Source organism: Massilia horti (genome assembly GCF_004614195.1).
GTDB lineage: Bacteria > Pseudomonadota > Gammaproteobacteria > Burkholderiales > Burkholderiaceae_D > Telluria > Telluria horti.
In genome coordinates this window covers 1-21,813 of record NZ_SPUM01000092.1, presented here as the reverse complement: position 1 = coordinate 21,813, position 21,813 = coordinate 1, and the positions used below count along the sequence as shown (strand labels likewise).

The window sequence follows — 21,813 nt, the reverse complement described above, 5'->3', positions numbered from 1 at the left end:
ACGGTGGTGGCAGCGCATCCTGAATGCTGGCGGGCAGCCGTTTGCAGGACATCAGGCCAGCGGCCGATGCAAATCGTAGGGGGCGCGGGGCCGCCGAGGACCAGTGCGCACGCGGTTCGCGAACGTGGCGTAGTGGTGCGGCCGTTCAGCCAGTGGCAGAGCGGCCATGTATTCCGTTTATTCGCGCTTGGTTTGAACGCGTGGGCGGGAGACCCGCCCACCCTACCGGGCATTGCAAAGCGACGTGCCGCCCCGTAGGATGAATCACGCAAAACGCAGCGCAATTCACGGTTAGAGGCGCCAGCGGTGGCGCTTGGCCAACATTGCATCGCGTTTTGCGTTTCTTTATCGCATGTTTCGGCGAGGCATAGTCACGCCTTCGACATGCGGTTGATTCACGTTACGATTAGCCGCTGGCTCAATGTGCGGCAAACGGCTGGCTCGCCAGCATCCGTTCGAACGGCTGCGCCTCCACCGGCTGCCCGAACAGGTAGCCCTGCAGGTAGTCGCAGCCCTGCTCGGCCAGCCACGCGCGCTGCCGCTCGTGCTCGACGCCCTCGGCGATCACTTTCAGCCCGAGCTTGTGCGCCATCACGATGATGGTTTCGGTGATGGTCCGGCTGGTCTGGTCGTGCAGCATCCCCGCGACAAAACTCTTGTCGATCTTCAGGTAGTCGACCGCCAGCCGCTTCAGGTAGCTCATCGACGAATAGCCGGTGCCAAAGCCGTCGACCGCGATTTCGATGCCCGCCGCCTGCAGCTCGTGCAGCCTGCTCACCATCGCGCCGTTCAGGTGCTGCAGCATGCCCTCCGGGATCTCGACCGCGATGCAGGGATCGACCTGGCACTGCCAGTGTTCGCCCCAGTCGGGCACATGGTGCGGCTGTTCGAACTCCGCCTGCGATTTGTTGATGCTGACCTGGAAGCGCCGCCCCAGCATCCCGCTCCAGCGCTGCGCCCAGCGCGCAGCCTCGACGAACACCCAGTCGCCGATCTCATGGATCAGGCCGTTTTCCTCGGCAATGCCGAACAGGCCGGCCGGCAGCGCCGGTTCGTGTCCGGCACGCCGCCAGCGCAGCAGCGCTTCCGCCTTGGTGATCTGGCTGGTGCGGATATCGAGGATCGGCTGGAACAGCAGCAGCAACTGGCCGTCCGCCAGCGCGCCGCGCAATTCGCTGGCCAGCCGCAGGCGCCGCATCGCCGCCGCCTGCATGCCCACCTCGAGGAAGGCCAGCCGGTTGCGGCCGGATGCCCTGGCCCGGGCCATGGCCTGGTCGGCGCCCTGCATCAGCCGCTCCGGCTGGCCGCCGTCGTCCGGGTACTGCGCAATGCCGATGCTGGCTGAAACGACGGCCTGCCCGTTCCCAACGCAAAACGGCGCGCGCAGCACGTCGATGAGGCGCTGAGCGACCAGCTCGGCATGCTCCACTTCGCCGCATTCGGTCAGGATCACGGCAAACTCGTCGTCGCCCAGCCGCGCCACGGTGTCGCCCGGCTGCAGGCAGCGCTCGATGCGGCGCGCCGCGTACGCCAGCAAGGCCTCATCGGCATCCTGCCCTGCCAGATCGCTCGCCAGCTTGCGGCGGTCCAGCCCGATGAACAGCAGCGCCATGCCGTGGCCGCCGGTTGCCGCATGCTTCATCTCCAGCGCAAGCCGGTCGCCGAACAGGAACCGGTTCGGCAGCCCGGTCAGCGGGTCGTAGTGAACGCGCTTCGCCAGCCTGTCGTTGAACTGGCCGATCGTCTCCTCGATGCGCTTGCGCTCGCTGATGTCGCCGATGAAGCCATGCCAGGCCACGGTGCCGTCGGCCTGGCGCGTGGGCGCGGCCACCAGTTCGCGCCAGCCGCGTATGCCGGCGTCGCCTGGCAGCGCGACCGGGAACTCGGAGTGCCACGGCTGCAGCCGCAGCGCCGATGCCAGCATCGCGCGCCGCAGCCTGGCCCGGTCGCGCCGCGGGATGCATTGCAGCAGGCATTTGAAGCTCGCTTCGATCTCGGCCGGCGCACACCCAAACAGCGCCTGCGCCGCATCGCTGATGTATGGGCAGTGCAGCCTGCCATCTGGCCGCAGCGCCAGCTGAAACAGCGCGCCCGGCGCCTGGCGCGCGAGCCGGGCCAGCAGGGTCGCCCGCGCCAGCACCTGCTCCGGTGGAGCCCCGCTCATGCGCAGGGCACGCGCCAAAGGCGTGGTCTCGGCCCTGGCAGCGCTCAGCTGCGCTTCGAGCCGGCTGGCACGGGTGAGGTCGTACACGGTGCCGGCCACACCGACCAGCTGACCGTGCGCATCGTACGCCGGCGTCACCGCCAGCGCGCCGGTCTTCTGAGCGGACGGGAAATCGAGCGTGGCCTCCCAGCGCACTGTGGCCGCGCGCTCGAGCGCCTCGCGCAGGTGCGCCAGCGTCGCCGCCTGCGCGGCCTCGGGGATCACGTCCGTCACGCGCTTGCCCAGCACCTGCTCGCGCGGCAAACCGGCCAGCAGGCAGAACGCCTGGTTGACCGTCTCGAAGCGCAGTTGCCCGTCGCCGCCTGGCCGCAGGATGAATGCGGCCTGCTCCATCTGCTCACAGATAACGGCAAGCAGCGCGCAGCGGCTGCGCGCCTCCTGCTCCAGCCGATCCGGGCCAATCGGTCCCTGGTCCAGCTCCCGTCCTGCATCTGTCGAAGAGCCCATGCTGGCCTCGCCGAACGTGCATCGCACGTTTTAAGGCCGCGCGCCGCATCAGCGGTTCACGGCCGCCATATCCGATTGCGCGTAACGCGGGCCGGCCACGGCGCCCGGCGGGAAGATCGCGTCCAGCGCGGCCACCTGTTCGGGTTCGAGCTCGATGTCGGCCGCCTTCACGTTCTCTTCCAAGTTCTTGCGGCGCCTGGTGCCCGGGATCGGGACGATGTCTGTGCCTCTTCGCAGCACCCAGGCCAGCGCCAGCTGTCCCGCGGTGCACCCTATTTGCGCCGCCAGCTCGCGCACCTTGTCCACCAATTCCAGGTTCTTCTGGAAGTTCTCGCCCTGAAAACGCGGATTGTGCGCACGAAAGTCGTCCGGCGCAAAGTCTTCGGGCCGCCGGATCTGGCCGGTCAAAAAGCCGCGCCCGAGCGGACTGTAGGCCACGAAGCCGATCCCTAACTGCCGGCAGCACTCGAGCTGGCCCTCTTCCGGGTCGCGCGACCACAGCGAATACTCGCTCTGCAGCGCCGTGATCGGGTGCTCGCGCGCGGCGCGCTCGATGGTCGGCACCGACGCCTCGGACAGGCCGATGCAGCGGACCTTGCCCTCCTTGACCAGGCCGGCCATGGCGCCCACCGTGTCCTCGATCGGCACCGCCGGGTCGATCCGGTGCTGGTAGTACAGGTCGATGGTGTCCACGCCCAACCGTGCCAAGCTCGCGTCGCAGGCCTGGCGCACGTACTCGGGCCGGCCGTTGACGCGAAAGTCGTCCGGGTGTTCAGGGCTGCGCATGATGCCGAACTTGGTGGCGATGACCAGCTCGTTGCGGTGGCCCTTGATGGCGCGCCCGACCAGCTCCTCGTTGGTGTGCGGTCCGTAGACGTCGGCCGTGTCGAACAGCGTCACGCCCAGGCCGATCGCGTCCTGGATCGTCGCGATCGACTCGGCGTCGTCCCGGTTGGCGTAGAAGTCGCTCATGCCCATGCAACCCAGGCCGATGGCGGACACTTCCAGGCCGTCTTTGCCGAGCCTGCGGATTTTCATCGTGTGCTCCTTTCCGGCGCAAGACCGGACAGCCGTCGATGTAACGATACCGGCTTGGCCGAAAAGGAGGCACACGAAAGCCGCCTCCCGGCCAGGCGCAGCATCGCGCACGCCTCGAACCGCGTTTGACGCTCACCTAGCCTTTTCCTAGACTGGCCCTTTGCCTCAAAGGAGACGGCGATGAATTCTCCTACCCAAGGGACCGATCTGTTCGCTCCCTACCAGCTCGGCCCACTGCACCTGAAGAACCGGATGGTGATGGCGCCGCTGACCCGCAGCCGCGCCGAACCGGGTAACGTGCCGTCGCAGATGGCGCCCGAGTACTACAGCCAGCGCGCCGGCGCCGGCCTGATCGTCACCGAAGCGACCCAGGCATCGCCCGCCGGCCAGGGCTACATCGCGACGCCGGGCATCCACAGCGATGACCAGATCGCGGGCTGGAAGAAGGTCACCGATGCGGTCCACGCGGCGGGCAGCCACATCTACCTGCAGCTGTGGCACGTGGGGCGCATCTCGCACCCCGATTTCCTGAACGGCGAGCTGCCGGTCGCGCCGTCCGCGATCGCGCCGCGCGGCGTGCAGACCTACACCGCGGACGGACTGAAGGACATCCCCACGCCGCGCGCGCTGGACACCGGCGAAGTGCCGCAGATCGTCGAGCAGTTCCGCCAGGGCGCCCAGAACGCGCAGGCGGCCGGCTTCGACGGCATCGAGGTGCACGGCGCGAACGGCTACCTGCTCGACCAGTTTTTGGAAGACAGCACCAACCAGCGCACCGACCAGTATGGCGGCAGCGTCGAGAACCGCGCGCGGCTGCTGATCGAAGTGGCCGACGCGGTGGCGTCGGTGTGCGGCAGCGACCGGGTCGGCGTGCGCCTGTCGCCCGGCAGCGCCTTCAACGACATGCGCGACAGCCATCCGCAGCAGACGTTTTCCTACGTGGTTGAGGAGCTCGCAAGGAAGGACTTGGCCTACCTGCACCTGATCGAGTCGTCCCAGCGGCCATGCGAGCACCCGATACCGGACCTGTCGGCGCACTACTTCCGCACGCTCTACCCGGGCACGCTGATCGTGGCCGGCGGCTTTGACCTGGAGCGCGCCAACCGGGTGCTGCAGGCGGGCGTGGCGGACCTGGTCGCGTTCGGCCAGCTGTTCCTCGCCAACCCCGACCTGCCGGAGCGCTTCCGCCGGCGCGCGCCGCTCAATGTCCCGAAACGGGAAACCTTCTACGGCGGCGGGGCCGAAGGCTATATCGATTATCCAACCATGCAGCAGGGGCCGCTGTCGGGGGTGCAGGTCCAGGTGTGAGTCGTGTGGCTTGCCGGTGGCGTAGGGGGGGCGGGGCCGCCGAGGACCTGTGCCCACGCGGTTCGCGAAAGCCGCATAGCGAAGCAGCAGCCGCAAGTCAGCATGCGTTGACCGGTGCGCACAGGTGCGCACCCTACGGGGTGCCTTTTATCCAAAACATGCATTTAAAATCTTGATTTACACTTGACGGTCCGGTAGCATCCATCTGTCTGCCATCCACCCGAGGGAAACATGTCATCGCTGCCGCTCGACCGCTCGTCGATTACCGCCCTGGTCCACCAGTTCTACGACCAGGTCCGCGCCGACCCCGTGCTGGGGCCGGTCTTCAACGACGCGATCGGCGATCACTGGGATACGCACCTGGCGCGCATGGTCGAATTCTGGTCGACCGTGATGCTCAGCACGCACAGCTTCGAAGGCAACGTGTTCGGCAAGCACATGGCGCTGTCCGGCATCGAACCGGACCATTTCCGGCGCTGGCTGGCGCTGTTCCAGGCCACCGCCGTGCACCTGTTCGAACCGGCCGTCGCGTCCGAATTCCAGATCGTCGCCAACCGCATCGCGTCCAGCCTGCAGTACGGCTACTTCGGCAAGGTCATCGTCGACGCCGCGCCTGCAGCCACGTAAAGTCGATCCGGCGGGTATACTCGCCGTTTGTCTTTTACTACCACCATCATGAGCACTTTCCCGCCCTGCCCCCAATGCCAGTCCGCGTACACCTATGAGGACGCCGGCCAATACGTCTGCCCTGAATGCGGCCACGAATGGAAAGCCGAGGCGGCGCCCGCGGCGGAGGCGGCGCGCGTGTATCGCGATGCCGCCGGCAATGTCTTGCAGGATGGCGACACCGTCACCGTCATCAAGGACCTCAAGCCCAAGGGTTCCGGCGGCGTGATCAAGCAGGGCACCAAGGTCAAGAACATTCGCCTGGTCGATAGCGACCACGACATCGACTGCAAGATCGACGGCTTCGGCGCCATGAGCCTGAAGTCGGAATTCGTGCGGAAAGTCTGATCGCCGCCGGTTGACTCCAGCCCGGCGCCGGTGTTCAATTCCGGGAGTTCTTTTCTTCCGGATAACAAATGCAGACCACCCCGCGCCCGAAGTCCCGCCTGCGCAAGGCCATACTGGCCGCAGGCATCCTGCTTGCCGCCGCCGTGGTGGCTGTGCCAGTCCTGCGCAATGCCGAACATGCGCCGCTCGATGCGGCCGCGCGCCGCCAGGCGCCGGGCCAATTCATCCAGCTCTCGCACGGCATGGTGCACTACCGCGCGGCCGGACCCGAACAGGGCCAGCCGGTGCTGCTGGTGCACGGCTTTTCGGTGCCCGATTATGTATTCGACCACAGCCGCGAAGCGCTGGCCGCCGCCGGTTTTCGCGTCGTCAGTTTCGATTTGTACGGACGCGGCTGGAGCGACCGCCCCATTGTTACCTACGACCGCGACCTGCTGGCCGGGGAGCTGGGCGAATTGATGGACGCGCTGCACATGCAACAGGCGGACGTGGTCGGCCTGTCGATGGGCGGCGCGGTGGCCGGCCGCTTCGCCGCGCTGCATCCGGAGCGGGTGCGCAGGCTCGTGCTGATCGCGCCGGTTACCAAGGCCACAGACATCAGCGTCATGGCCTGGCCGGGCGTGGGCGACTGGCTGCTGCGCGCCTGGTTCCTGCCCGGGCTCGCGAACCGCCAGACCGAGGATTTTATGCATCCGGAGCGCTTTGCCGACTGGCCGGCACGCTTCGTCCCGCAGATGCAGTATGACGGCTTCGGGCGCGCGCTTTTGTCGAGCATGCGCAATATCATCACGGCATCGTCCGTGCCCGACTTCGAGAAGATCGGCAAGACCGGCCTGCCGGTGCAGCTGATCTGGGGCGAGCGCGACACCACGGTGCCGTACGCCCAACACGCCGACGTGCAGCGCGCGATCCCGCAGGCGCAGTTCGTCTCGCTGCCGGAGATCGGCCACCTGTCCGTGGTGGAAGACCCGGCGGCGGTCCATCCCCAGCTGATCGCGTTCCTGCGCGAACAGTAACTCCCCGGCTCGGCCAGAGCCTGGGCTTCACACACCGCTCACCACGCTTGCACTAGCGTGACGGTCTCCTATCCTTCCCCATAGAAGCGCTGGGCGCCGCCGTTGCGCCCGCCCGGAGCATCTCATCTCGTTCGGAGGTAAAGCGATGACCAAACTGAACAGTGACGTGATTGACCGCTTCAAGGGCACGCTGCGAGGTCCCCTGCTGCAACCCGCCGATGCGGGCTACGACCAAGCCCGCACGGTGTGGAACGCGATGATCGACCGCCGCCCCGCGCTCATCGCCTGCTGTGCCGGTACGGCCGATGTGCGCGCAGCAGTGGCTTTCGCGCGCGACCACGGCCTGCCGCTAGCGGTGCGCGGGGGCGGCCACGGCATCGCGGGAAACGCCGTGTGCGACGACGGCCTGGTGATCAACCTGTCCGGCATGCGCGCGGTACATGTGGACCCGCAGGCGCGGCTTGCCTTCGTTGGCGGCGGCGCCACGCTGGGCGACGCCGACCACGAAACGCAGGCCTACGCTCTGGCGGTCCCGTTCGGCATCAATTCGACCACCGGCGTGGCCGGGCTCGCTCTCGGCGGCGGCTTCGGCTGGCTCAGCCGGGTCATGGGGCTCACGGTCGACAGCCTGGTCGGCGCGGAAATCGTCACGGCTGACGGCGAACGGCGCCACGTGAGCCAGCAGCAGGAACCCGACCTGTTCTGGGCCATCCGCGGCGGCGGCGGCAACTTCGGTGTCGTCACCCAATTCGAGTTCGCCTTGCATCCGGTCGGCCCGCTAGTGACCGCCGGGCTGGTGGTGTTCCCGTCAGCCCAGGGGCGAGCAGTGATGCGGCAATACCGCGATTTCGTGAACTCGCTGCCCGACGAGCTGTCGGTGTGGGCGGTGCTGCGCAAGGCGCCACCCCTGCCCTTCTTGCCGTCCGAGGTGCACGGTCAGGACATCGTCGCGCTGGCCGTGTTTTCGCCGCTGGCGCCCGATGCCGCGCTGCCAATGATCGCGCCACTGCGCGGCTTCGGGCAGGTGCTGGGCGAGCACGTTGGCCCGATGCCGTACACGGCCTGGCAAAAAATCTTCGATCCGATGCTCACGTTCGGGGCGCGCAATTACTGGAAGTCGCACAACTTCACGGCACTCTCCGACGAGGCGATCGATGTGGTGTTGCGCTACGCCGGCAGCGTGCCGACGCCACAGTGCGAAATTTTCCTGGGACTGTTGGGCGGCAAGGCGAACGAGCCCGCGCCGGACGCGACTGCCTATCCGCACCGCCATGTCCAGTTCGCCATGAACGTGCATGGCCGCTGGACCGATGCCGCCGACGACGCGCGCTGCATGGGCTGGGCACGCGAATTCTTTGCCGCGGCGGCGCCGTATGCGGCCGGCAGCGTCTACATCAACTTCATGACCCAGGATGAAGGGGCGCGCATCCGCGAGGCCTACGGCGCCAATTACGAGCGGCTGGTACAGGTCAAGAGGCGTTATGACCCGGAAAACCTGTTCCACTTCAACCACAACGTCCCGCCCGGCTTGCCGCCAGACGTTACGTGAGGCGACAAGAAAACACCAGCCGGCTGGCTGGTGTTTTCATGGAACGACAAACCCGTGGCCGAGCCGCGGGCGCAAAGACGGATTCAGTAGCCGCGGCTGCCGCTGGTTCCGCTGGTGCCACTCGTTCCGCTGGTGCCACTCGTACCGCTGGTACCGCTAGGGCTGGCGCCGGTGGCACCCGAGCTGCTTGAGCCGGTCGGGCCCATGCTGCCGGTGCTGCTGCCGCTCATGCCGCTGCTGCCACTGGTGCCGCTGGTGCCACTCATGCCGCTGGCCCCCGTTGCGCCGCCGGCGCCGCTGGTGCCGCTGGTGCCGCTGGTGCCACTAGTACCGCTCGTGCCACCGCTGGTGCCGGTCGCGCCGGCTGCACCGCTGGTGCCGCTGGTGCCGCTGGTGCCGCTGGTGCCGCTCGGGGTGGTCTCTTTGTGTTTTTTGGTCTTCTTGTGGTGCGTGGTAGTGGTGGTGGTAGTGGACTGAGCCGGCTGCTCGCTCGAGCTGGCGCCGGTGGTGCCGGTGGCGCCCGATGCGCCGGTCTGGCCCGTGGCGCTGCTCTGGCTCTGGCTCGGTGTGCTCTGATCCGAGGTGCTGCTCGACTGAGCTTGAACGGGCACCGCACTGAACATCGCCGCGGCAGCGGAGGCGCCCAGCAGGCCTTTCAATACCTTATTCATTTTCATGTCGATCTCCTTAATGTTTCGGGGGGCTAATCCTCGACAATATCTGGCCGATTTGCGAGGAGGGCTGAGTTTAGAGCGGCAGTCGTAAACACAGCGCGCGTTAGCCGCGCGGCAATCCGGCGCAAGTTTCCGCCAAGGCTGCTGCTCCGCGTCTGGGACGCACTGCTAAGAGTCCTAACGCGGCAGCAAGTTCAGACATGTCACACGCAAAATGCGCCAAACCGGGTTTTCGGAAAGGGCTTGCCGTTGCCCTCCAGGAGCTCGACCTTCACGCCCGCACGTCTATCGTGCAGCGGTCTTCGGATCTACTTTGACTTTCGCGAAATCGAAGCCGCGCGCGGACTGGGCGGCGAGCGTACCCAGTTCCGTGTACAGCGGCAGCACGTTGCTCTTGTCGTCCGGGTAGACCCGGTTCGACAGGAACACATAGAAGGTGCGCGAGTTGGGGTCGATCCACAGGATGCAGCCGGTAAACCCGGTGTGGCCATAGCTGCCGACCGGGAACCTTGTCCCGCGCGGACGCACGGCGTACGGGGAATTGATGTCCATGCCCATGCCGCGCAGCGCCTCGATGCCGGCCGGGGACTGGGCCGTGGTCAGCAGGCGCACGCTGTCGCGGCTCAGGATGCGCACCCCATCGAGCTCGCCATCGCCCAGCAACATGCGGGCAAAGCGCGCCAGGTCGCGCGCGGTGGTGAACACACCCGCCGAACCTGCTACGCCCTGCATGCGGCGCGCTGTCGGGTCGTGCACCACGCCCTGCAGCACCTGGCCGCCATCCAGGTCGTCATGCTTCGCGCGCTCGGCCTCGAGCTGGGGCGACTTGTGGGTGGGCGCAATGCCGGTGGCGGCCACGCGGCGCAGCGGCAGAAAGCCGGTGTCGCGCATCCTGAGCGGCTGGTAGATGCGCTGCTGCGCGAACTGCTCAAGCGGCACGCCCGCGGCGCGCGCGACCAGCTGGCCGAGCAGCACGTAGTTGATGTCGGAGTAGCGGAAGAAAGTGCCCGGCGCATGGGTCACGGCTTGCGCGCAAGCCAGCGCACGCGCGGCGGCGTCGCCGCTCCAGGCGGGCTTTGCCGGCAGGCCCGATGGCAGGCCGGAAGTATGGGTCAGCAGGTGCCGGATCGTGATCGCATCCTTGCCCTCGCCCGCGCACTCGGGAAAGTAGCTGGCCAGTCTGGCGTCCAGGTCGATCTTACCCTCCTCCGCCAGCAGCAGCACGGAGGGCGCGGTGGCGATGACCTTGGTCAGCGAGGCGGCGTCGTACAGGGTGGCGGGCGTGACCGCGGCCGCATCAATCTCGTAGCTGAGCTTGCCGTAGGCTTTTTCGTAGGCATCGCCGTTGCGTTCCAGACGGAAGACCGCGCCCGGCAGCTTGCGCTCGGCGATGGCGGCCTCGATCGCGTTGTCGATCGCGGGAAATTGTGCGCTGTCGAGCTGGGCATTGTCGTGCAGGCTGTCAGGCGCGGCGGCCGGCTGGTCGGCGGGCAGCTGGGCGCAGCCGGCGGCGAACATGGCGACGCAGGCGGCGGCGACGATGGTCTTGCGCTGCAACAGCGCGCGGAGGGTGGTGTGGCGCATGGGATGGAATGGTCTGGTGGACTCGTTACGGCAGGGCTTGCCAGGCAATCATAAGGATGCTGTGGCGAGGGGTCAAGCAAGCCACGATTGTCAAGACGAGCCCGGTTTGGCGGGCGCGCACGCGAACAAACCGATCGGCGTATCATGCCGTCATGATTCCGTTTTCCATTCTTGACCTTGCGCCCAACGTCCAAGGCGGCGACGCGGCCCAATCCTTCCGCAATTGTGTGGACCTGGCGCAGCACGGCGAGCGCTGGAATTACAACCGCTTCTGGCTGGCCGAGCACCACGGCATGCCGGGCATTGCGAGCGCGGCGACTGCGGTGCTGATGTGCCATGTGGCGAACCACACCACGCGCATCCGCATTGGCGCCGGCGGCATCATGCTGCCGAACCATTCGCCGCTGGTGATCGCCGAACAGTTCGGCACGCTCGAGTCGCTGTTCCCCGGCCGCATTGACCTGGGCCTCGGGCGGGCGCCGGGGTCGGATCACGTCACCGCGCGTGCGCTGCGCCGCAACCTGGCGTCCGACGCCGATGCGTTCCCGCAGGATGTGATCGAACTGATGGATTACCTGGCCGATTCGCCGCGGCGCCACGTGCGCGCGGTACCGGGCGCCGGCATGCGCTTGCCGGTGTGGATTCTGGGTTCGAGCCTGTTCGGCGCGCAGCTGGCCGCCGCGCTCGGCCTGCCGTACGCGTTCGCGTCGCACTTTGCGCCGCAGATGATGATGCAGGCGATCGAGCTGTACCGCTCGACCTTCCGCCCGTCGTCCCAGCTCGACAAGCCGTACTTGATGCTCGGCTTTAACGTGGTCGCGGCTGACACCGAGGAGCAAGCGAAGCTGTACGCCTCGTCGATGCAGCAGGCCTTCGTCAATTTGCGCAGCGGACGCCCGGCGCGGTTGCCGCCGCCGGTGGACGGCTACCTCGACCAGATCGGCCCCGCCGAGCGCACCATGCTCGAGCACACGCTGTCGTGCTCGGCGATCGGCGCGCGCGATGCCGTCGCCGCCCAGCTCAAGGCGTTCGTCAACCGTACCGGGGCGGACGAGCTGATGATCACCTCGCAGATTTTTGACCACGCGGCGCGTCTGCGCTCGTACGAGATTACGGCGGATATTCAGCGCGCCGGGTGAGGATGCATGGGCGCCGTGTGCGTTAGCTGCCGCTTGTGCTAAATTTCTCCGGCTCCTTGCGGCTGGCGAAGTCGCTCTGCGCCACCGTGCCGGCCACCGACGCGTCGCGATGAGCCGACGGATACAGCCAGCAGAACAATGGCGTGGCAGTAGCTGCGCCTAGCAGCTGCGCGATGATGAACCCGGACACATCGCTTGGCCGAATGCCGGCGAAGGTATTGGTGGCGCTGCGGGCCAGCGTCACGGCCGGGTTGGCGAACGAGGTCGACGACGTGAACCAGTAGGCCGCCGTGATGTAGGCGGCGACCGCGAACGGCGTCACACCAGGCCGGCTGCGCGAGCAACCGATGATGACGGCGATCAGGCCGAAGGTCGCGACGAATTCGCTCCACCATTGTGCGGCGCCGGTGCGCACGTGCTCCGACGCGACGAACACGGGGACATCGAACATCAGGTGCGCGGCGGCCACACCAGCAAAGGCACCGGCGATCTGCACGGCGATGTACGGGATCACCTCCGCTGCCGGCAGATTTTTTTGCCACGCTTCGGACAGCGTGACGACCGGATTGAAGTGTGCACCCGAGATCGTGCCGAACATCAGGATCAAAGCCACGAGTCCCGCGCCTGTCGCGATCGCGTTGGCCAGCAGGGCAATCGCTACGTTGCCGCCAGCCAGCCGCTCGGCCATGATGCCCGAGCCCACCACCACGGCCAGTAGGAGCGCCGTGCCGAGGCCCTCGGCGACGATTCGTCTGGCAAATGTCATTTGATTCCTCCTCAGTCTCTCGAACGCATTACGGCAGCAGGGTGCCGATGCGGTCCAGCTCCGCCTTCAGACGCACTTTGTCGTTCTTCAGCTCGTCGAGGGGCAAGGCCAGGAAGGCCTCGATCCGCGCGCGCAGGATCGCGTAGGCCTGCTCGAAGGCGGCATGGATCTCCTCTTCGGTGCCGGCCACGTGGCTCGGATCGTCGACGCCCCAGTGCGTACGCAGCACCTGACCGAGGTAGGCGGGGCAGGTTTCGCCGGCGGCGCTGCTACAGACGGTGACCACGATGTCCGGCGTGACCGGCAGGTCGTCCCATGACTTGCTGTAATAGCCTTCGGTCGGGATGCCCTTCAGCGCCAGCAGCGCAAGCGCCTTTTCGTTGAGTTTGCCGGTTGGCTGGCTGCCCGCACTGATAGCGTGCCAGCCTGAAGGCGCGAGGTGGTTGAAGGTAGCTTCGCTGATCAGGGAACGGCACGAGTTGCCGGTGCAGAGAAAGAGGACGTTCACAGTTGCTTTTAGCAGTTAGGTAATGTTGGGGTGGTGAGCCGGGGATTCTTAGGTACAGTCAGCCGAGCCTTGGGCGCAAACGGTCGCGCCGACCGGCGAGCAGGGATTGCCGCCGCAGCAATTCTCGCCAAGGAACGACAACAGGGTGTTCATTGTGTCGAACTGCGCGGCATAGAAGAGGAAACGGCCCTCCTGACGCGGCGAGATGAGCTTCGCATGCGTCAACTCCTTCAGGTGGAAAGACATGGATGAAGGAGGGACGCCAAGTGCCTCGGCGATCTTGGTTGCGGCCAGGCCGCTCGGTCCGGCCTGCACGAGCAGCCGAAAGGCGGCCAGTCGCGATTCCTGCGCGAGCGCGGCGAGAGCAGCGATTGCGGCTGTGGTTTCCATGGGAAGACATCTGTTATTTTGACTATTTGAGTATAGTCGAATTAAGATTTGCCTGGCAAGGTTCATACGACGATTCCAAAGATATCGAAATTTATTGACAGGATGATGAACAACGTTTTATTCTTCATTCGTCGAATCACGAATGAAGTGAAAACAAGGTTTGCCGGTTCGCGGCGATGGCAGGCCGGCTCATCCCAAGCGATAGCACTTTTCATTTTCATTCGTCATTCGACGAATATAGAAAATGCGGCGATGACGCATGCCGAGCCTTTCCGACGAATGCATTGATCAGGAGAACGAACATGACGACGAATAATAATCAACCACTGCCAGTCGCTGTGCTGGGTGCTGGCCCGGTCGGACTCGCGGCTGCTGCCCACCTGCTGGAACGCGGGCTGACGCCGCTGGTGCTGGAGGCGGGACCTACCGTTGCTGCCAACCTTGCTACCTACCGCCACGTGCGTCTCTTCTCGCCGTGGCAGTACAACGTGGACAAGGCGGCGCGACGGCTGTTGGCCCGCAATGGCTGGCAATCGCCGGACGACGAGGGCCTGCCGACTGCCGGCGAGCTGCTCGACCAGTACCTCGTGCCGCTGGCCCGGACGCCGGAAATTGCGTCAGACCTCAAGCTCGGCCACCGCGTGACCGCGATCACCCGCATCGGCTTTGACAAGGTCAAAACGAAGGGCCGGGAAGGTGCGCCCTTCCTGATCCGTGCCGAAACTGAGGAAGGTGTCCGCCAGTACCTGGCCAGTGCCGTCATCGACGCGACCGGCACGTGGTCGCACCCGAATCCGCTGGGAGCGAACGGCATACCGGCACTTGGAGAGGACGCGCTGGCAGCCCGGATCGACTACGGGATGCCGGATGTGCTGGGTAATGCACGTTCGCGCTTTGCCGGCCGCCGGGTGCTGGTGGTCGGCGCGGGCCACTCCGCGGCAGGCACGCTGCTCGCACTGGCCCAGCTGGCCGAAGAGAACCCGGCGACCCGTATCGTCTGGGCCACCCGCGGCAGCCAGCTGCACCGGGTGTTCGGCGGTGGCGACGCCGATGGCCTGCGTGCTCGCGGTCAGCTGGGCATGCGCCTGCAGGCGCTGCGCAATTCGGGTGGCCTGGAGTTGCACCAGAACTTCCGGATCCAGGAGCTGGAGGAAGTGGATGGCAAGGTGCGCGTGCTCGGCGAGGCCGAAGGTTGCAAGGCGCCGGTGATCGACGGGATCGACCTGGTCGTCTGCGCGACCGGCGCGCGGCCGGACCTGGCCATCACCCGTGAGCTGCGCGTGCGGCACGACCCGTGGCTCGAGAGCACGGATGCGCTCGCGCCGCTGATCGATCCGAACGAACATAGCTGCGGGACGGTGCGGCCGCACGGGCACCGCGAACTGGCGCACCCGGAGGCCGGCTACTACGCAGTCGGCGCCAAGAGCTACGGGCGCGCGCCGAACTTCCTGATGGCGACCGGCTACGAGCAGGTCCGCTCGGTGGTCGCGGCGTTGGCCGGGGACACGGCTGCAGCCGATGACGTGCAGCTCGACTTGCCGGAGACGGGTGTATGCAACACGCGCTTCGCCTACGAACAGCATGCCGCAGAAGTACCGGGCGGTTCGTGCTGCGCAGCGCCGCCGGAGGCGGACGGGTGCTGTGTGAAGCCCGAGCGGTCGGCCACCGCAAGCGGCTGCGCCACCAGCTGCAGCAAACCCGCTCCTGCAGCCACCGCCTGCTGCGCTTGAAGCTATGTTTGGTGTCGCCGGCAGCGCCGGCGACCTCACCTTGGAGTAGATCGTGCGCCAATCCTGGAAGACCATCGGCATCCTCGCCGTCACCCAAATTGCCTCTTGGGGCTCGCTGTACTACGCTTTCTCGATCGTCGCGCCCGATATCCAGCGCGACCTGGGGCTCGGCCCGGAACTCGCATTTGGTGCATTTTGCTGGAGCCTGCTCGTGGCAGGCATTGTCGCCACCCCAGTCGGGGTCGCGCTTGACCGCTACGGCGGCCGTTATGTGATGGCGACCGGTTCACTGCTCTGCGCGCTGGGCCTCGCCTGGCTCGCCCGCGCCGGCGGCACTGTCTCCTATTACGGAGCGTGGACGCTGATCGGCTTGGCGATGGCGCTCACGCTGTACGAGGCGGCGTTCGCCACAATCAACCGCAAGATGGCGACCGGGGCTCGGCAGGCCATCTCCACCCTGACGCTGTTTGGCGGCTTAGCCAGCACGTTATTCTGGCCGCTGACCGCGAAGTTGGACGCGTCGCTCGGATGGCGCACGACCTACCTGTGCTTCGCGGTCCTGCAGCTTGCCGTATGCATGCCGCTGCACCTGCTGCTCGGACCCGACCCGGCACGCGAGGACAGCGTGCCTGCCAGTGGTGCGGACAGGAGTCATACGCTCGCCGAGGCCCTGAGGCATCCGGGATTCTGGAAGCTGGCCTTCGCCTTTTCCGCCAACACCTTCATCTTCTCCGCGATGTCGGTGCATCTGATCCCGCTGCTAACACAACTCGGCCTCTCGGCTGGTACGGCGGTGCTGATGGCCACGCTGATCGGCCCGATGCAGGTGGCTGGACGGCTGGGCGAGATGTCCCTGGCGCGCAATGCAATGCCGCAGACCGTCGGCAAGTTCACCTTTGCCATGCTGCCGGGAGCGTTGCTGCTGCTCGCCCTGTTCGGTGGCCACGCATGGACGGTCGCCGCTTTCTGCATCCTTTACGGGCTGAGCAACGGGATCCTGACGATCGTGCGCGGGACAATTCCGCAAGTGCTGTTCGGCCGGGCGAACTACGGTGCGATCGCGGGCGCGATGGCCGGGCCGTCGCTGGTGTGCAAGGCGGCCGGTCCGCTCGCTGCGGCGGCAATCCTGGGCCACGGCGGCAGACCCGTCGTGCTGCTGGTGGTGCTGTTGGCGATGTCGGTGGCTTCACTCGCGTTTTACCTCGGCGCGATAGCCCCTGCAGGGCCGCGCGCGGCTGCGAAAGCCTTTGACAAGAGCGCAGCCTGACATTTATTCTGCCTTCGCCAAATTACGAATGAGCACTATGTCGAACTCCTGCTGCGCCCCCAAGACTTCCACGACGCGTACCTCGGACATCGATACCGATGACCTTGCGCGCATGTGCAAGGCGCTCGCGCATCCCGCGCGCGTGCAGCTGCTGAGGCACCTGATCGACCATGGCGACTGCTACTTTGGAAAACTGACCGATGTGCTGCCGTTGGCCCCGTCGACGATTTCGCAGCATGTATCGATCCTCAAGGAGGCAGGCCTGATCGAAGGCTCGTCCGACGAGCAACGCGTCTGCTACTGCGTCAACAAGGAACGGTTGCAGCAGCTGAAGGCAGCAATGGCGGAACTGTGACTTTCCGATGGCCGCCCTCGCGATCCGTCAAAGGGACTTCTTGCTTACAGCGCTTTTCACAGATATTTCATCGCTCCGAGAATTATGGGCCGCGATGCGAGATTCGGGCCAAGCCGGCTTTTTCCGTTCACAGGACGCCAAGCTGCGCGGCAGCAAGTCGCTATCGTGGGCCAGCGGCTAGCGGCTATCGAAGAACACGATCTTGTCGGCAACCCATTCCGCCTGCCAGCCGCGTTCGCCGACCAGGGCCAGGAACTCGTTCGCCCGGCTGGCCTTGACCGCCACCGCAACCGGCTGTTTTTCGCGCAAGCGCAGGAATTCGCCGGGCGACAGGCAGGTGGCCGCAGGCGCGGCGCGGCAGCCGAATTGCAGGTCGCGGCTGGCGCTGTCGATGACGGGCACGGTGCGGCCCAGGTAAAACGGCAAGGTCGAGAACACGTCCTCGAAGTCGCGGTAGATGAACACCGCGCGTTCCGGCTGCGGGTGCTCGAGAATGATGCGCGCGACGTAGATGCTGCTGTCGCGCCCGGCCCGCGCGTCGACCGCGCGCAGAACCAGCGCCAGCACCGGCGCGCCCAGCACGGCCACGCCCAGCAGCGCCAGCTCGCGCGCGTGCAGCGACTGCAAGGAACGAAACAATCGCGCGCCGACAGTCGCGAACGCCGCGTATGCCAGCGACAGCATCGCCACCTCCACCAGGCCCAGCTCGTGCTGCCCGGCGCGGCTTGCCGCCACCAGCATCACCACCGCGAATGCGGCCGACATGCCCCAGCACAGCGCGAGCCCGCGGTCGCTGCCCGCCAGCCGCCCCGTGGCCTCGACGGCCAGCCACAGCGCCAGCGCCGGGACGCTGACCAGCATGTAATAGTCGGCCTTCGCCTGCGACAGCGAAAAGAACACCAGCGGAAACAGCACGGCCGCCTGGCAAAACCTGACGATGGTCCGGTTGGCGGGATCCGGCGCGCCGATGGGTCGCACGAGCAGCAGCAGGAACGGGGTCCACGGCAGCAACATGAACAGCAGGCGCGGCAGGTAGAACCAGATCGGGCCGTGGTGGTAGTCATCCGGCAAGCGCTGGCCGAGGAAGCGCAACAGGTGTTCGTTGACAAAATAAAACCGGCTGAAGCCGTCCTGCTGCCAGGCCGCGGCCACATGCCACCAGGCCGCCACCAGGAGCAGGAGCGCCAGCCCGGTGCGATCGAACAGGTAGCGCCAGCCGGACCGGTCATGCATGAACAGCAGGAACACGCCGGCACTGCCCCATGCCAGCATGAGCGCGACCCCTCCCTTTTCCAGCACGGCCAGCGCCAGCAGGAAAAAATACGCCAGGTGCGCCTTGCGGCTGCGCGCCAGGTAGCCGTGCAGGAAGCAGAGCAGCGCACCGCCGAGCAGCGCCGTGAGCAAGGGATCGAACAGGACCACGTGCGCCACCAGCGCGACCGGGAACGCGCTGGCCACGGCCACGCTTGCGCAACAGCCGGCGCGGGCATTGCCGTGCCGCCGGCAGAACACGAACAGGCCGCCGCACAGCGCCAGCATCGACACCGCCGAGACCAGCCGCGCGGCAAACGGCGTCGGCCCGAACACCGACATCGACAGCGCGATCAGCCAGTACAGCAGCGGCGGCTTTTCGATGTACGGCACGCCGTTCAGGTGCGGGATGATGTATTGCCCCGTGGCCAGCATCTCGCGCGCGATTTCCGCATACAGGCCTTCGTTATTGTCGCGCAGCGGAAAAGCGTTGAGCCCGTATAGAAGGAAGAAGGCCGGCACCAGCAACGCCACCAGCGCGTACAGGGTGCCGGACCCGACCAGCTCCATGCCAAGACCAGGGGCGACGGCGAGCGTGCCATCGCTGCGCGTACGCCAGCGTTGCGAGGCCGAAACTGCTCTCGAAAAAAGCTTGCGCAACATGCCATTGTCCTTGCAGATATTTCATACCCAGGTCGCGGCGGCCGGCAGGGAATGGCCGCGAGAGAGCTCATCATGGCCGCGCCACGGTACTGTAGAGCGAGGTACATCAAAGCCTTTGATGGCAGGCGCAGGCGTGTGCTGATCCGACCGCCACCCCGCCGCTTTTCCGCACAGTAAAGGTGGTAAGGAAACGTGTCATGGGCTGCAGAACACGCCTGCCCCCGGTATCATGGAACACAGTGATTTGCGTAAGGGTTGCATCATGAATAAACGCCGCTCCTTCCTCAAAAGTTCCGTCGTCCTCGCCTCCGCCCTCGGCCTCCCGGCCCTCTCGAAAGCCGCGCAGAGCAGCGTCCCCGCCGAGCGCTCGCTGCGCCTGTACAACACCCATACGGGCGAAAGCCTGAGCAGCGTGTTCTGGGCCGAAGGGCAATTCATCCCGGAGGCATTGCAGGACATCAACAAACTGTTGCGCGACCACCGCAACAACCAGGTGACGCGGATGGATCCGCAGTTGCTGGTCCTGCTCGACCGCGTCAGTGCGCAATTCGGCGACCAGCACGTGCTGCACGTGATTTCCGGCTATCGCTCTCCTGAAACCAACGAGATGCTGCACGAACACACCGGCGGCGTGGCCAAGCACAGCCTGCACATGGAAGGCAAGGCGATCGACGTCCGCCTTCCCGGCACCGCTCTTGCCAACCTGCATAAGGCGGCCATGGCGGCGCGCGGCGGCGGCGTCGGCTACTATCCGGACTCGCGGTTCGTGCACCTGGATACCGGGCGGGTACGTTACTGGTGATGCCAGGCGGCGCCCAGCGTCGCAGCCGCGCCACATCTTTACATTCAAGCAAGCTGATAAGTAGTACAGTTGCAGCTCTTAACTGCCATCAGGAAAGAGTTGCACATGAATCGAAAGCTTGGACTCGCGCTCGCGCTGGCAATCTCATGCGGCGCCAACGCCACGGCGGGCGCACTGTCGCCGGTCGAACAACGGATCGTCGCCGAAATCAAGGCCCACTCCCCGCAGGCCATCGCGCTGCTTGAACAGAGCGCAAAGATCAACAGCGGGACCATGAACCACGAGGGCGTGCGCGCGGTCGGTGCGCTGTTCCGCCAGCAGTTCGACCAGCTCGGCTTCAAGACCGAGTGGATCGACATGCCGCCCGAGATGCAGCGCGCCGGCCACCTGGTCGCCACGCGCGAAGGCAAGCAGGGCAAGCGCCTGCTGCTGCTGGGCCACCTGGACACGGTGTTCGAGCGCGATGCCAAGTCGCCGCTCTGGGAGCGCCAGGGCGAGCGCGCGCGCGGCCAGGGCGTATCCGACATGAAGGGCGGCGACGTGGCCGTGATCGAGGCGCTGCGCGCACTCAAGCAGGTCGGCGCGCTCGAGAACACCACGATTTCTGTGATGTTCACCGGCGACGAGGAAGAAGCCGGCAACCCGAAAAGCATCTCGCGCCGCGACATGGTCGAACTGGCCAAACGCAGCGACATTGCGCTCGGCTTCGAAGGCGCGGTCACCAGGGACGGCCAGGCCATGGGCACGGTGGGCCGGCGCGCCACCGCCTCGTTCGAACTTGACGTCAAGGGCCACCAGGCCCACTCGGCTGGCGTATTCGGCAGTGCCGGCTATGGCGCGGTGTATGAGGCGGCGCGCATCCTCGACACGTTCCGGCGCGAGGTGGTCGAACCGGGGCTGACCTACAACCCGGGCGTGATCCTGGGCGGCACCGAGGTCGCGTACGACGATGCCAACTCCAGGGGCAGCGCGTTCGGCAAGACCAACGTGATCGCCAATACCGCCACCGTGAAAGGCGACCTGCGCTACCTCGACTACGCGCAGCGCGACCGGACCCAGGCCCGGATGCGCGAGATCGTGGCCCAAAGCCTGCCGGGCGCGAGCGCGGCCATCACCTTCCATGACTCGTATCCGCCGATGGCGGTCACTCCCGGCAACCTGAAAGTGCTGGAACAGTACTCACAGGCCAGCCAGGACGCGGGCTTGGGCGTGGTCGGCTCGCTGCCGGCCGAGGCGCGCGGCGCGGGCGACATCCAGTTCGTGGCGCCTTACGTCGACAGCCTCGATGGGCTGGGCGCCAGCGGCAGCGGCGCGCATTCGCCGAACGAGGAAGTGGAGCTGGCGTCGATCGAGCGGGCCGCGATCCGCACGGCGATCCTGATCTACCGGCTGACGCGGTAACAGCCGGCACATCTGCTGCGCCTCGCTTGACGGGAGCGCAGCGATGTGGACATTCGAATACCCAAGGAGGGTACAATCGCGGCATGGCACGCTTACAACTCAACTTCCCCGAAGACCAGTTCTACTATTCAACACCGCTGACCGTGCGCGTCACCGACATCAATGCCGCCAACCACCTCGGCAACGATTCGATGATCTCGATGATTTCCGAGGCACGCGCGCGATTCCTGTTCGAATTCGGCGTCGCAGAGACCGAGCGCGACGGAACCGGCATTATCGTCACCGACCTGGCCACCACCTACCGTGCCGAAGCGCATGCCCGCGACCAGCTGCTGTTCGAGGTCGGCGTAATGGACTTCAACAAATACGGCGGCGACATCATCTTTCGCGTTACCCGCCCGCGCGACAAAAAATTGATCGCGATGGCCAAGTCCGGCTTCGTCTTCTACAACTACAAGACCAGCCAGGTCGTGGCCATGCCGGAAGAATTCCGCTCCAAGTTCGACCGGGTGAACTGGGTCGACTGATAGTATCCCGTGCCGGCGCTGGACACGCCTGAGGCCAGCCGCCTATGGCCAGACCGGTACGCGTGGTTTCGTAGCTGAATCACCAGCGCCCGAAAAAAAAACGCACGTCGTTCCCGCGAAGGCGGGAACAGCGCCACTGGCGCTGTTCCCCCCATAGGCA

The 21,813-nt window shown here is 66.1% G+C and carries 20 protein-coding genes; 12 read left to right on the top strand and 8 right to left on the bottom strand.

What is annotated here, in order from left to right; translation table 11 throughout:
- Window positions 1-418: 418 nt before the first annotated feature.
- Both E4O92_RS13790 and E4O92_RS13785 read right to left on the bottom strand, forming a co-directional pair.
- Window positions 419-2,671, bottom strand: coding sequence for a sensor domain-containing protein (locus E4O92_RS13790; RefSeq protein WP_135190330.1), 2,253 nt, complete (start codon window positions 2,669-2,671; stop codon window positions 419-421).
- 48 nt (window positions 2,672-2,719) lie between these two features.
- Window positions 2,720-3,709: an aldo/keto reductase gene (locus E4O92_RS13785; RefSeq protein WP_135190329.1), complete on the bottom strand. Its 990-nt coding sequence runs from the start codon at window positions 3,707-3,709 to the stop codon at window positions 2,720-2,722.
- A 180-nt stretch (window positions 3,710-3,889) separates the two neighbouring features.
- Between E4O92_RS13785 and E4O92_RS13780 the strand changes: the two genes are divergently transcribed.
- The 5 genes from E4O92_RS13780 (at window position 3,890) to E4O92_RS13760 (ending at window position 8,596) form a co-directional block, all read left to right on the top strand.
- On the top strand, window positions 3,890-5,017 hold the full coding sequence (locus E4O92_RS13780; RefSeq protein WP_135190328.1) for an alkene reductase: 1,128 nt from the start codon (window positions 3,890-3,892) through the stop codon (window positions 5,015-5,017).
- A gap of 231 nt (window positions 5,018-5,248) precedes the next feature.
- A complete protein-coding gene (locus E4O92_RS13775; RefSeq protein WP_135190327.1) occupies window positions 5,249-5,644 on the top strand; it encodes a group III truncated hemoglobin in 396 nt (131 codons plus the stop codon).
- A gap of 48 nt (window positions 5,645-5,692) precedes the next feature.
- A complete protein-coding gene (locus E4O92_RS13770) occupies window positions 5,693-6,031 on the top strand; it encodes a zinc ribbon domain-containing protein YjdM (protein ID WP_135190326.1) in 339 nt (112 codons plus the stop codon).
- A gap of 68 nt (window positions 6,032-6,099) precedes the next feature.
- A complete protein-coding gene (locus E4O92_RS13765; protein WP_135190325.1) occupies window positions 6,100-7,047 on the top strand; it encodes an alpha/beta fold hydrolase in 948 nt (315 codons plus the stop codon).
- Between the two features lie 145 nt (window positions 7,048-7,192).
- The gene (locus E4O92_RS13760) at window positions 7,193-8,596 is read left to right on the top strand and encodes an FAD-binding oxidoreductase (RefSeq protein WP_135190324.1); all 1,404 of its coding nucleotides are present in this window, start codon (window positions 7,193-7,195) and stop codon (window positions 8,594-8,596) included.
- Between the two features lie 83 nt (window positions 8,597-8,679).
- Here E4O92_RS13760 and E4O92_RS24840 read toward each other — a convergent pair whose 3' ends face one another.
- The gene (locus E4O92_RS24840) at window positions 8,680-9,273 is read right to left on the bottom strand and encodes a hypothetical protein (RefSeq protein WP_167759789.1); all 594 of its coding nucleotides are present in this window, start codon (window positions 9,271-9,273) and stop codon (window positions 8,680-8,682) included.
- A 282-nt stretch (window positions 9,274-9,555) separates the two neighbouring features.
- On the bottom strand, window positions 9,556-10,854 hold the full coding sequence (locus tag E4O92_RS13750; protein ID WP_229483347.1) for a serine hydrolase domain-containing protein: 1,299 nt from the start codon (window positions 10,852-10,854) through the stop codon (window positions 9,556-9,558).
- Between the two features lie 152 nt (window positions 10,855-11,006).
- Between E4O92_RS13750 and E4O92_RS13745 the strand changes: the two genes are divergently transcribed.
- On the top strand, window positions 11,007-11,993 hold the full coding sequence (locus E4O92_RS13745; protein ID WP_135190322.1) for an LLM class flavin-dependent oxidoreductase: 987 nt from the start codon (window positions 11,007-11,009) through the stop codon (window positions 11,991-11,993).
- Between the two features lie 22 nt (window positions 11,994-12,015).
- Here the strand turns inward: E4O92_RS13745 and E4O92_RS13740 are convergent, their stop codons facing one another.
- From E4O92_RS13740 to E4O92_RS13730, 3 genes are read right to left on the bottom strand one after another with little or no spacing between them, the layout of a single operon-like run.
- The gene (locus E4O92_RS13740) at window positions 12,016-12,759 is read right to left on the bottom strand and encodes an aquaporin (protein WP_135190321.1); all 744 of its coding nucleotides are present in this window, start codon (window positions 12,757-12,759) and stop codon (window positions 12,016-12,018) included.
- A gap of 28 nt (window positions 12,760-12,787) precedes the next feature.
- Window positions 12,788-13,267, bottom strand: a complete 480-nt coding sequence (locus E4O92_RS13735) for an arsenate reductase ArsC (protein WP_135190320.1) — start codon at window positions 13,265-13,267, stop codon at window positions 12,788-12,790.
- A gap of 48 nt (window positions 13,268-13,315) precedes the next feature.
- Entirely contained in the window at window positions 13,316-13,657 is a 342-nt protein-coding gene (locus tag E4O92_RS13730; RefSeq protein ID WP_135190319.1) for an ArsR/SmtB family transcription factor, read from the bottom strand.
- Between the two features lie 302 nt (window positions 13,658-13,959).
- On the opposite strand from E4O92_RS13730, the gene E4O92_RS13725 reads away from it, so the two are divergent.
- From E4O92_RS13725 to E4O92_RS13715, 3 genes are read left to right on the top strand one after another with little or no spacing between them, the layout of a single operon-like run.
- Window positions 13,960-15,387, top strand: a complete 1,428-nt coding sequence (locus tag E4O92_RS13725; protein WP_135190318.1) for an FAD-dependent oxidoreductase — start codon at window positions 13,960-13,962, stop codon at window positions 15,385-15,387.
- A 52-nt stretch (window positions 15,388-15,439) separates the two neighbouring features.
- Window positions 15,440-16,654 (top strand): MFS transporter, encoded by a 1,215-nt coding sequence (locus E4O92_RS13720; protein ID WP_135190317.1) that lies wholly within the window; start codon window positions 15,440-15,442, stop codon window positions 16,652-16,654.
- 37 nt (window positions 16,655-16,691) lie between these two features.
- Window positions 16,692-17,009, top strand: a complete 318-nt coding sequence (locus E4O92_RS13715; RefSeq protein WP_167759788.1) for an ArsR/SmtB family transcription factor — start codon at window positions 16,692-16,694, stop codon at window positions 17,007-17,009.
- 177 nt (window positions 17,010-17,186) lie between these two features.
- Here the strand turns inward: E4O92_RS13715 and E4O92_RS13710 are convergent, their stop codons facing one another.
- Window positions 17,187-18,923, bottom strand: coding sequence for an ArnT family glycosyltransferase (locus E4O92_RS13710; RefSeq protein WP_135190315.1), 1,737 nt, complete (start codon window positions 18,921-18,923; stop codon window positions 17,187-17,189).
- A gap of 262 nt (window positions 18,924-19,185) precedes the next feature.
- Here E4O92_RS13710 and mepK point away from each other — a divergent pair, with 262 nt between their 5' ends.
- The 3 genes from mepK to E4O92_RS13695 all read left to right on the top strand — a co-directional run bounded on the left by mepK (window position 19,186) and on the right by E4O92_RS13695 (window position 21,653).
- Complete coding sequence (gene mepK / locus E4O92_RS13705) at window positions 19,186-19,725, top strand: peptidoglycan L,D-endopeptidase MepK (RefSeq protein ID WP_135190314.1); 540 nt, start codon at window positions 19,186-19,188, stop codon at window positions 19,723-19,725.
- Between the two features lie 105 nt (window positions 19,726-19,830).
- Window positions 19,831-21,126: a M20/M25/M40 family metallo-hydrolase gene (locus E4O92_RS13700; RefSeq protein WP_135190313.1), complete on the top strand. Its 1,296-nt coding sequence runs from the start codon at window positions 19,831-19,833 to the stop codon at window positions 21,124-21,126.
- Between the two features lie 83 nt (window positions 21,127-21,209).
- Window positions 21,210-21,653, top strand: a complete 444-nt coding sequence (locus tag E4O92_RS13695) for a thioesterase family protein (RefSeq protein ID WP_135190312.1) — start codon at window positions 21,210-21,212, stop codon at window positions 21,651-21,653.
- Window positions 21,654-21,813 lie beyond the last annotated feature (160 nt).

Coding starts and splice junctions, on each gene's coding strand:
- E4O92_RS13790 (WP_135190330.1), bottom strand. CDS start 2,671: ATGGGCTCTTCGACAGATGCAGGACGGGAGCTGGACCAGGGACCGATT.
- E4O92_RS13785 (WP_135190329.1), bottom strand. CDS start 3,709: ATGAAAATCCGCAGGCTCGGCAAAGACGGCCTGGAAGTGTCCGCCATC.
- E4O92_RS13780 (WP_135190328.1), top strand. CDS start 3,890: ATGAATTCTCCTACCCAAGGGACCGATCTGTTCGCTCCCTACCAGCTC.
- E4O92_RS13775 (WP_135190327.1), top strand. CDS start 5,249: ATGTCATCGCTGCCGCTCGACCGCTCGTCGATTACCGCCCTGGTCCAC.
- E4O92_RS13770 (WP_135190326.1), top strand. CDS start 5,693: ATGAGCACTTTCCCGCCCTGCCCCCAATGCCAGTCCGCGTACACCTAT.
- E4O92_RS13765 (WP_135190325.1), top strand. CDS start 6,100: ATGCAGACCACCCCGCGCCCGAAGTCCCGCCTGCGCAAGGCCATACTG.
- E4O92_RS13760 (WP_135190324.1), top strand. CDS start 7,193: ATGACCAAACTGAACAGTGACGTGATTGACCGCTTCAAGGGCACGCTG.
- E4O92_RS24840 (WP_167759789.1), bottom strand. CDS start 9,273: ATGAAAATGAATAAGGTATTGAAAGGCCTGCTGGGCGCCTCCGCTGCC.
- E4O92_RS13750 (WP_229483347.1), bottom strand. CDS start 10,854: ATGCGCCACACCACCCTCCGCGCGCTGTTGCAGCGCAAGACCATCGTC.
- E4O92_RS13745 (WP_135190322.1), top strand. CDS start 11,007: ATGATTCCGTTTTCCATTCTTGACCTTGCGCCCAACGTCCAAGGCGGC.
- E4O92_RS13740 (WP_135190321.1), bottom strand. CDS start 12,759: ATGACATTTGCCAGACGAATCGTCGCCGAGGGCCTCGGCACGGCGCTC.
- E4O92_RS13730 (WP_135190319.1), bottom strand. CDS start 13,657: ATGGAAACCACAGCCGCAATCGCTGCTCTCGCCGCGCTCGCGCAGGAA.
- E4O92_RS13725 (WP_135190318.1), top strand. CDS start 13,960: ATGACGACGAATAATAATCAACCACTGCCAGTCGCTGTGCTGGGTGCT.
- E4O92_RS13715 (WP_167759788.1), top strand. CDS start 16,692: ATGTCGAACTCCTGCTGCGCCCCCAAGACTTCCACGACGCGTACCTCG.
- E4O92_RS13710 (WP_135190315.1), bottom strand. CDS start 18,923: ATGTTGCGCAAGCTTTTTTCGAGAGCAGTTTCGGCCTCGCAACGCTGG.
- mepK (WP_135190314.1), top strand. CDS start 19,186: ATGAATAAACGCCGCTCCTTCCTCAAAAGTTCCGTCGTCCTCGCCTCC.
- E4O92_RS13700 (WP_135190313.1), top strand. CDS start 19,831: ATGAATCGAAAGCTTGGACTCGCGCTCGCGCTGGCAATCTCATGCGGC.
- E4O92_RS13695 (WP_135190312.1), top strand. CDS start 21,210: ATGGCACGCTTACAACTCAACTTCCCCGAAGACCAGTTCTACTATTCA.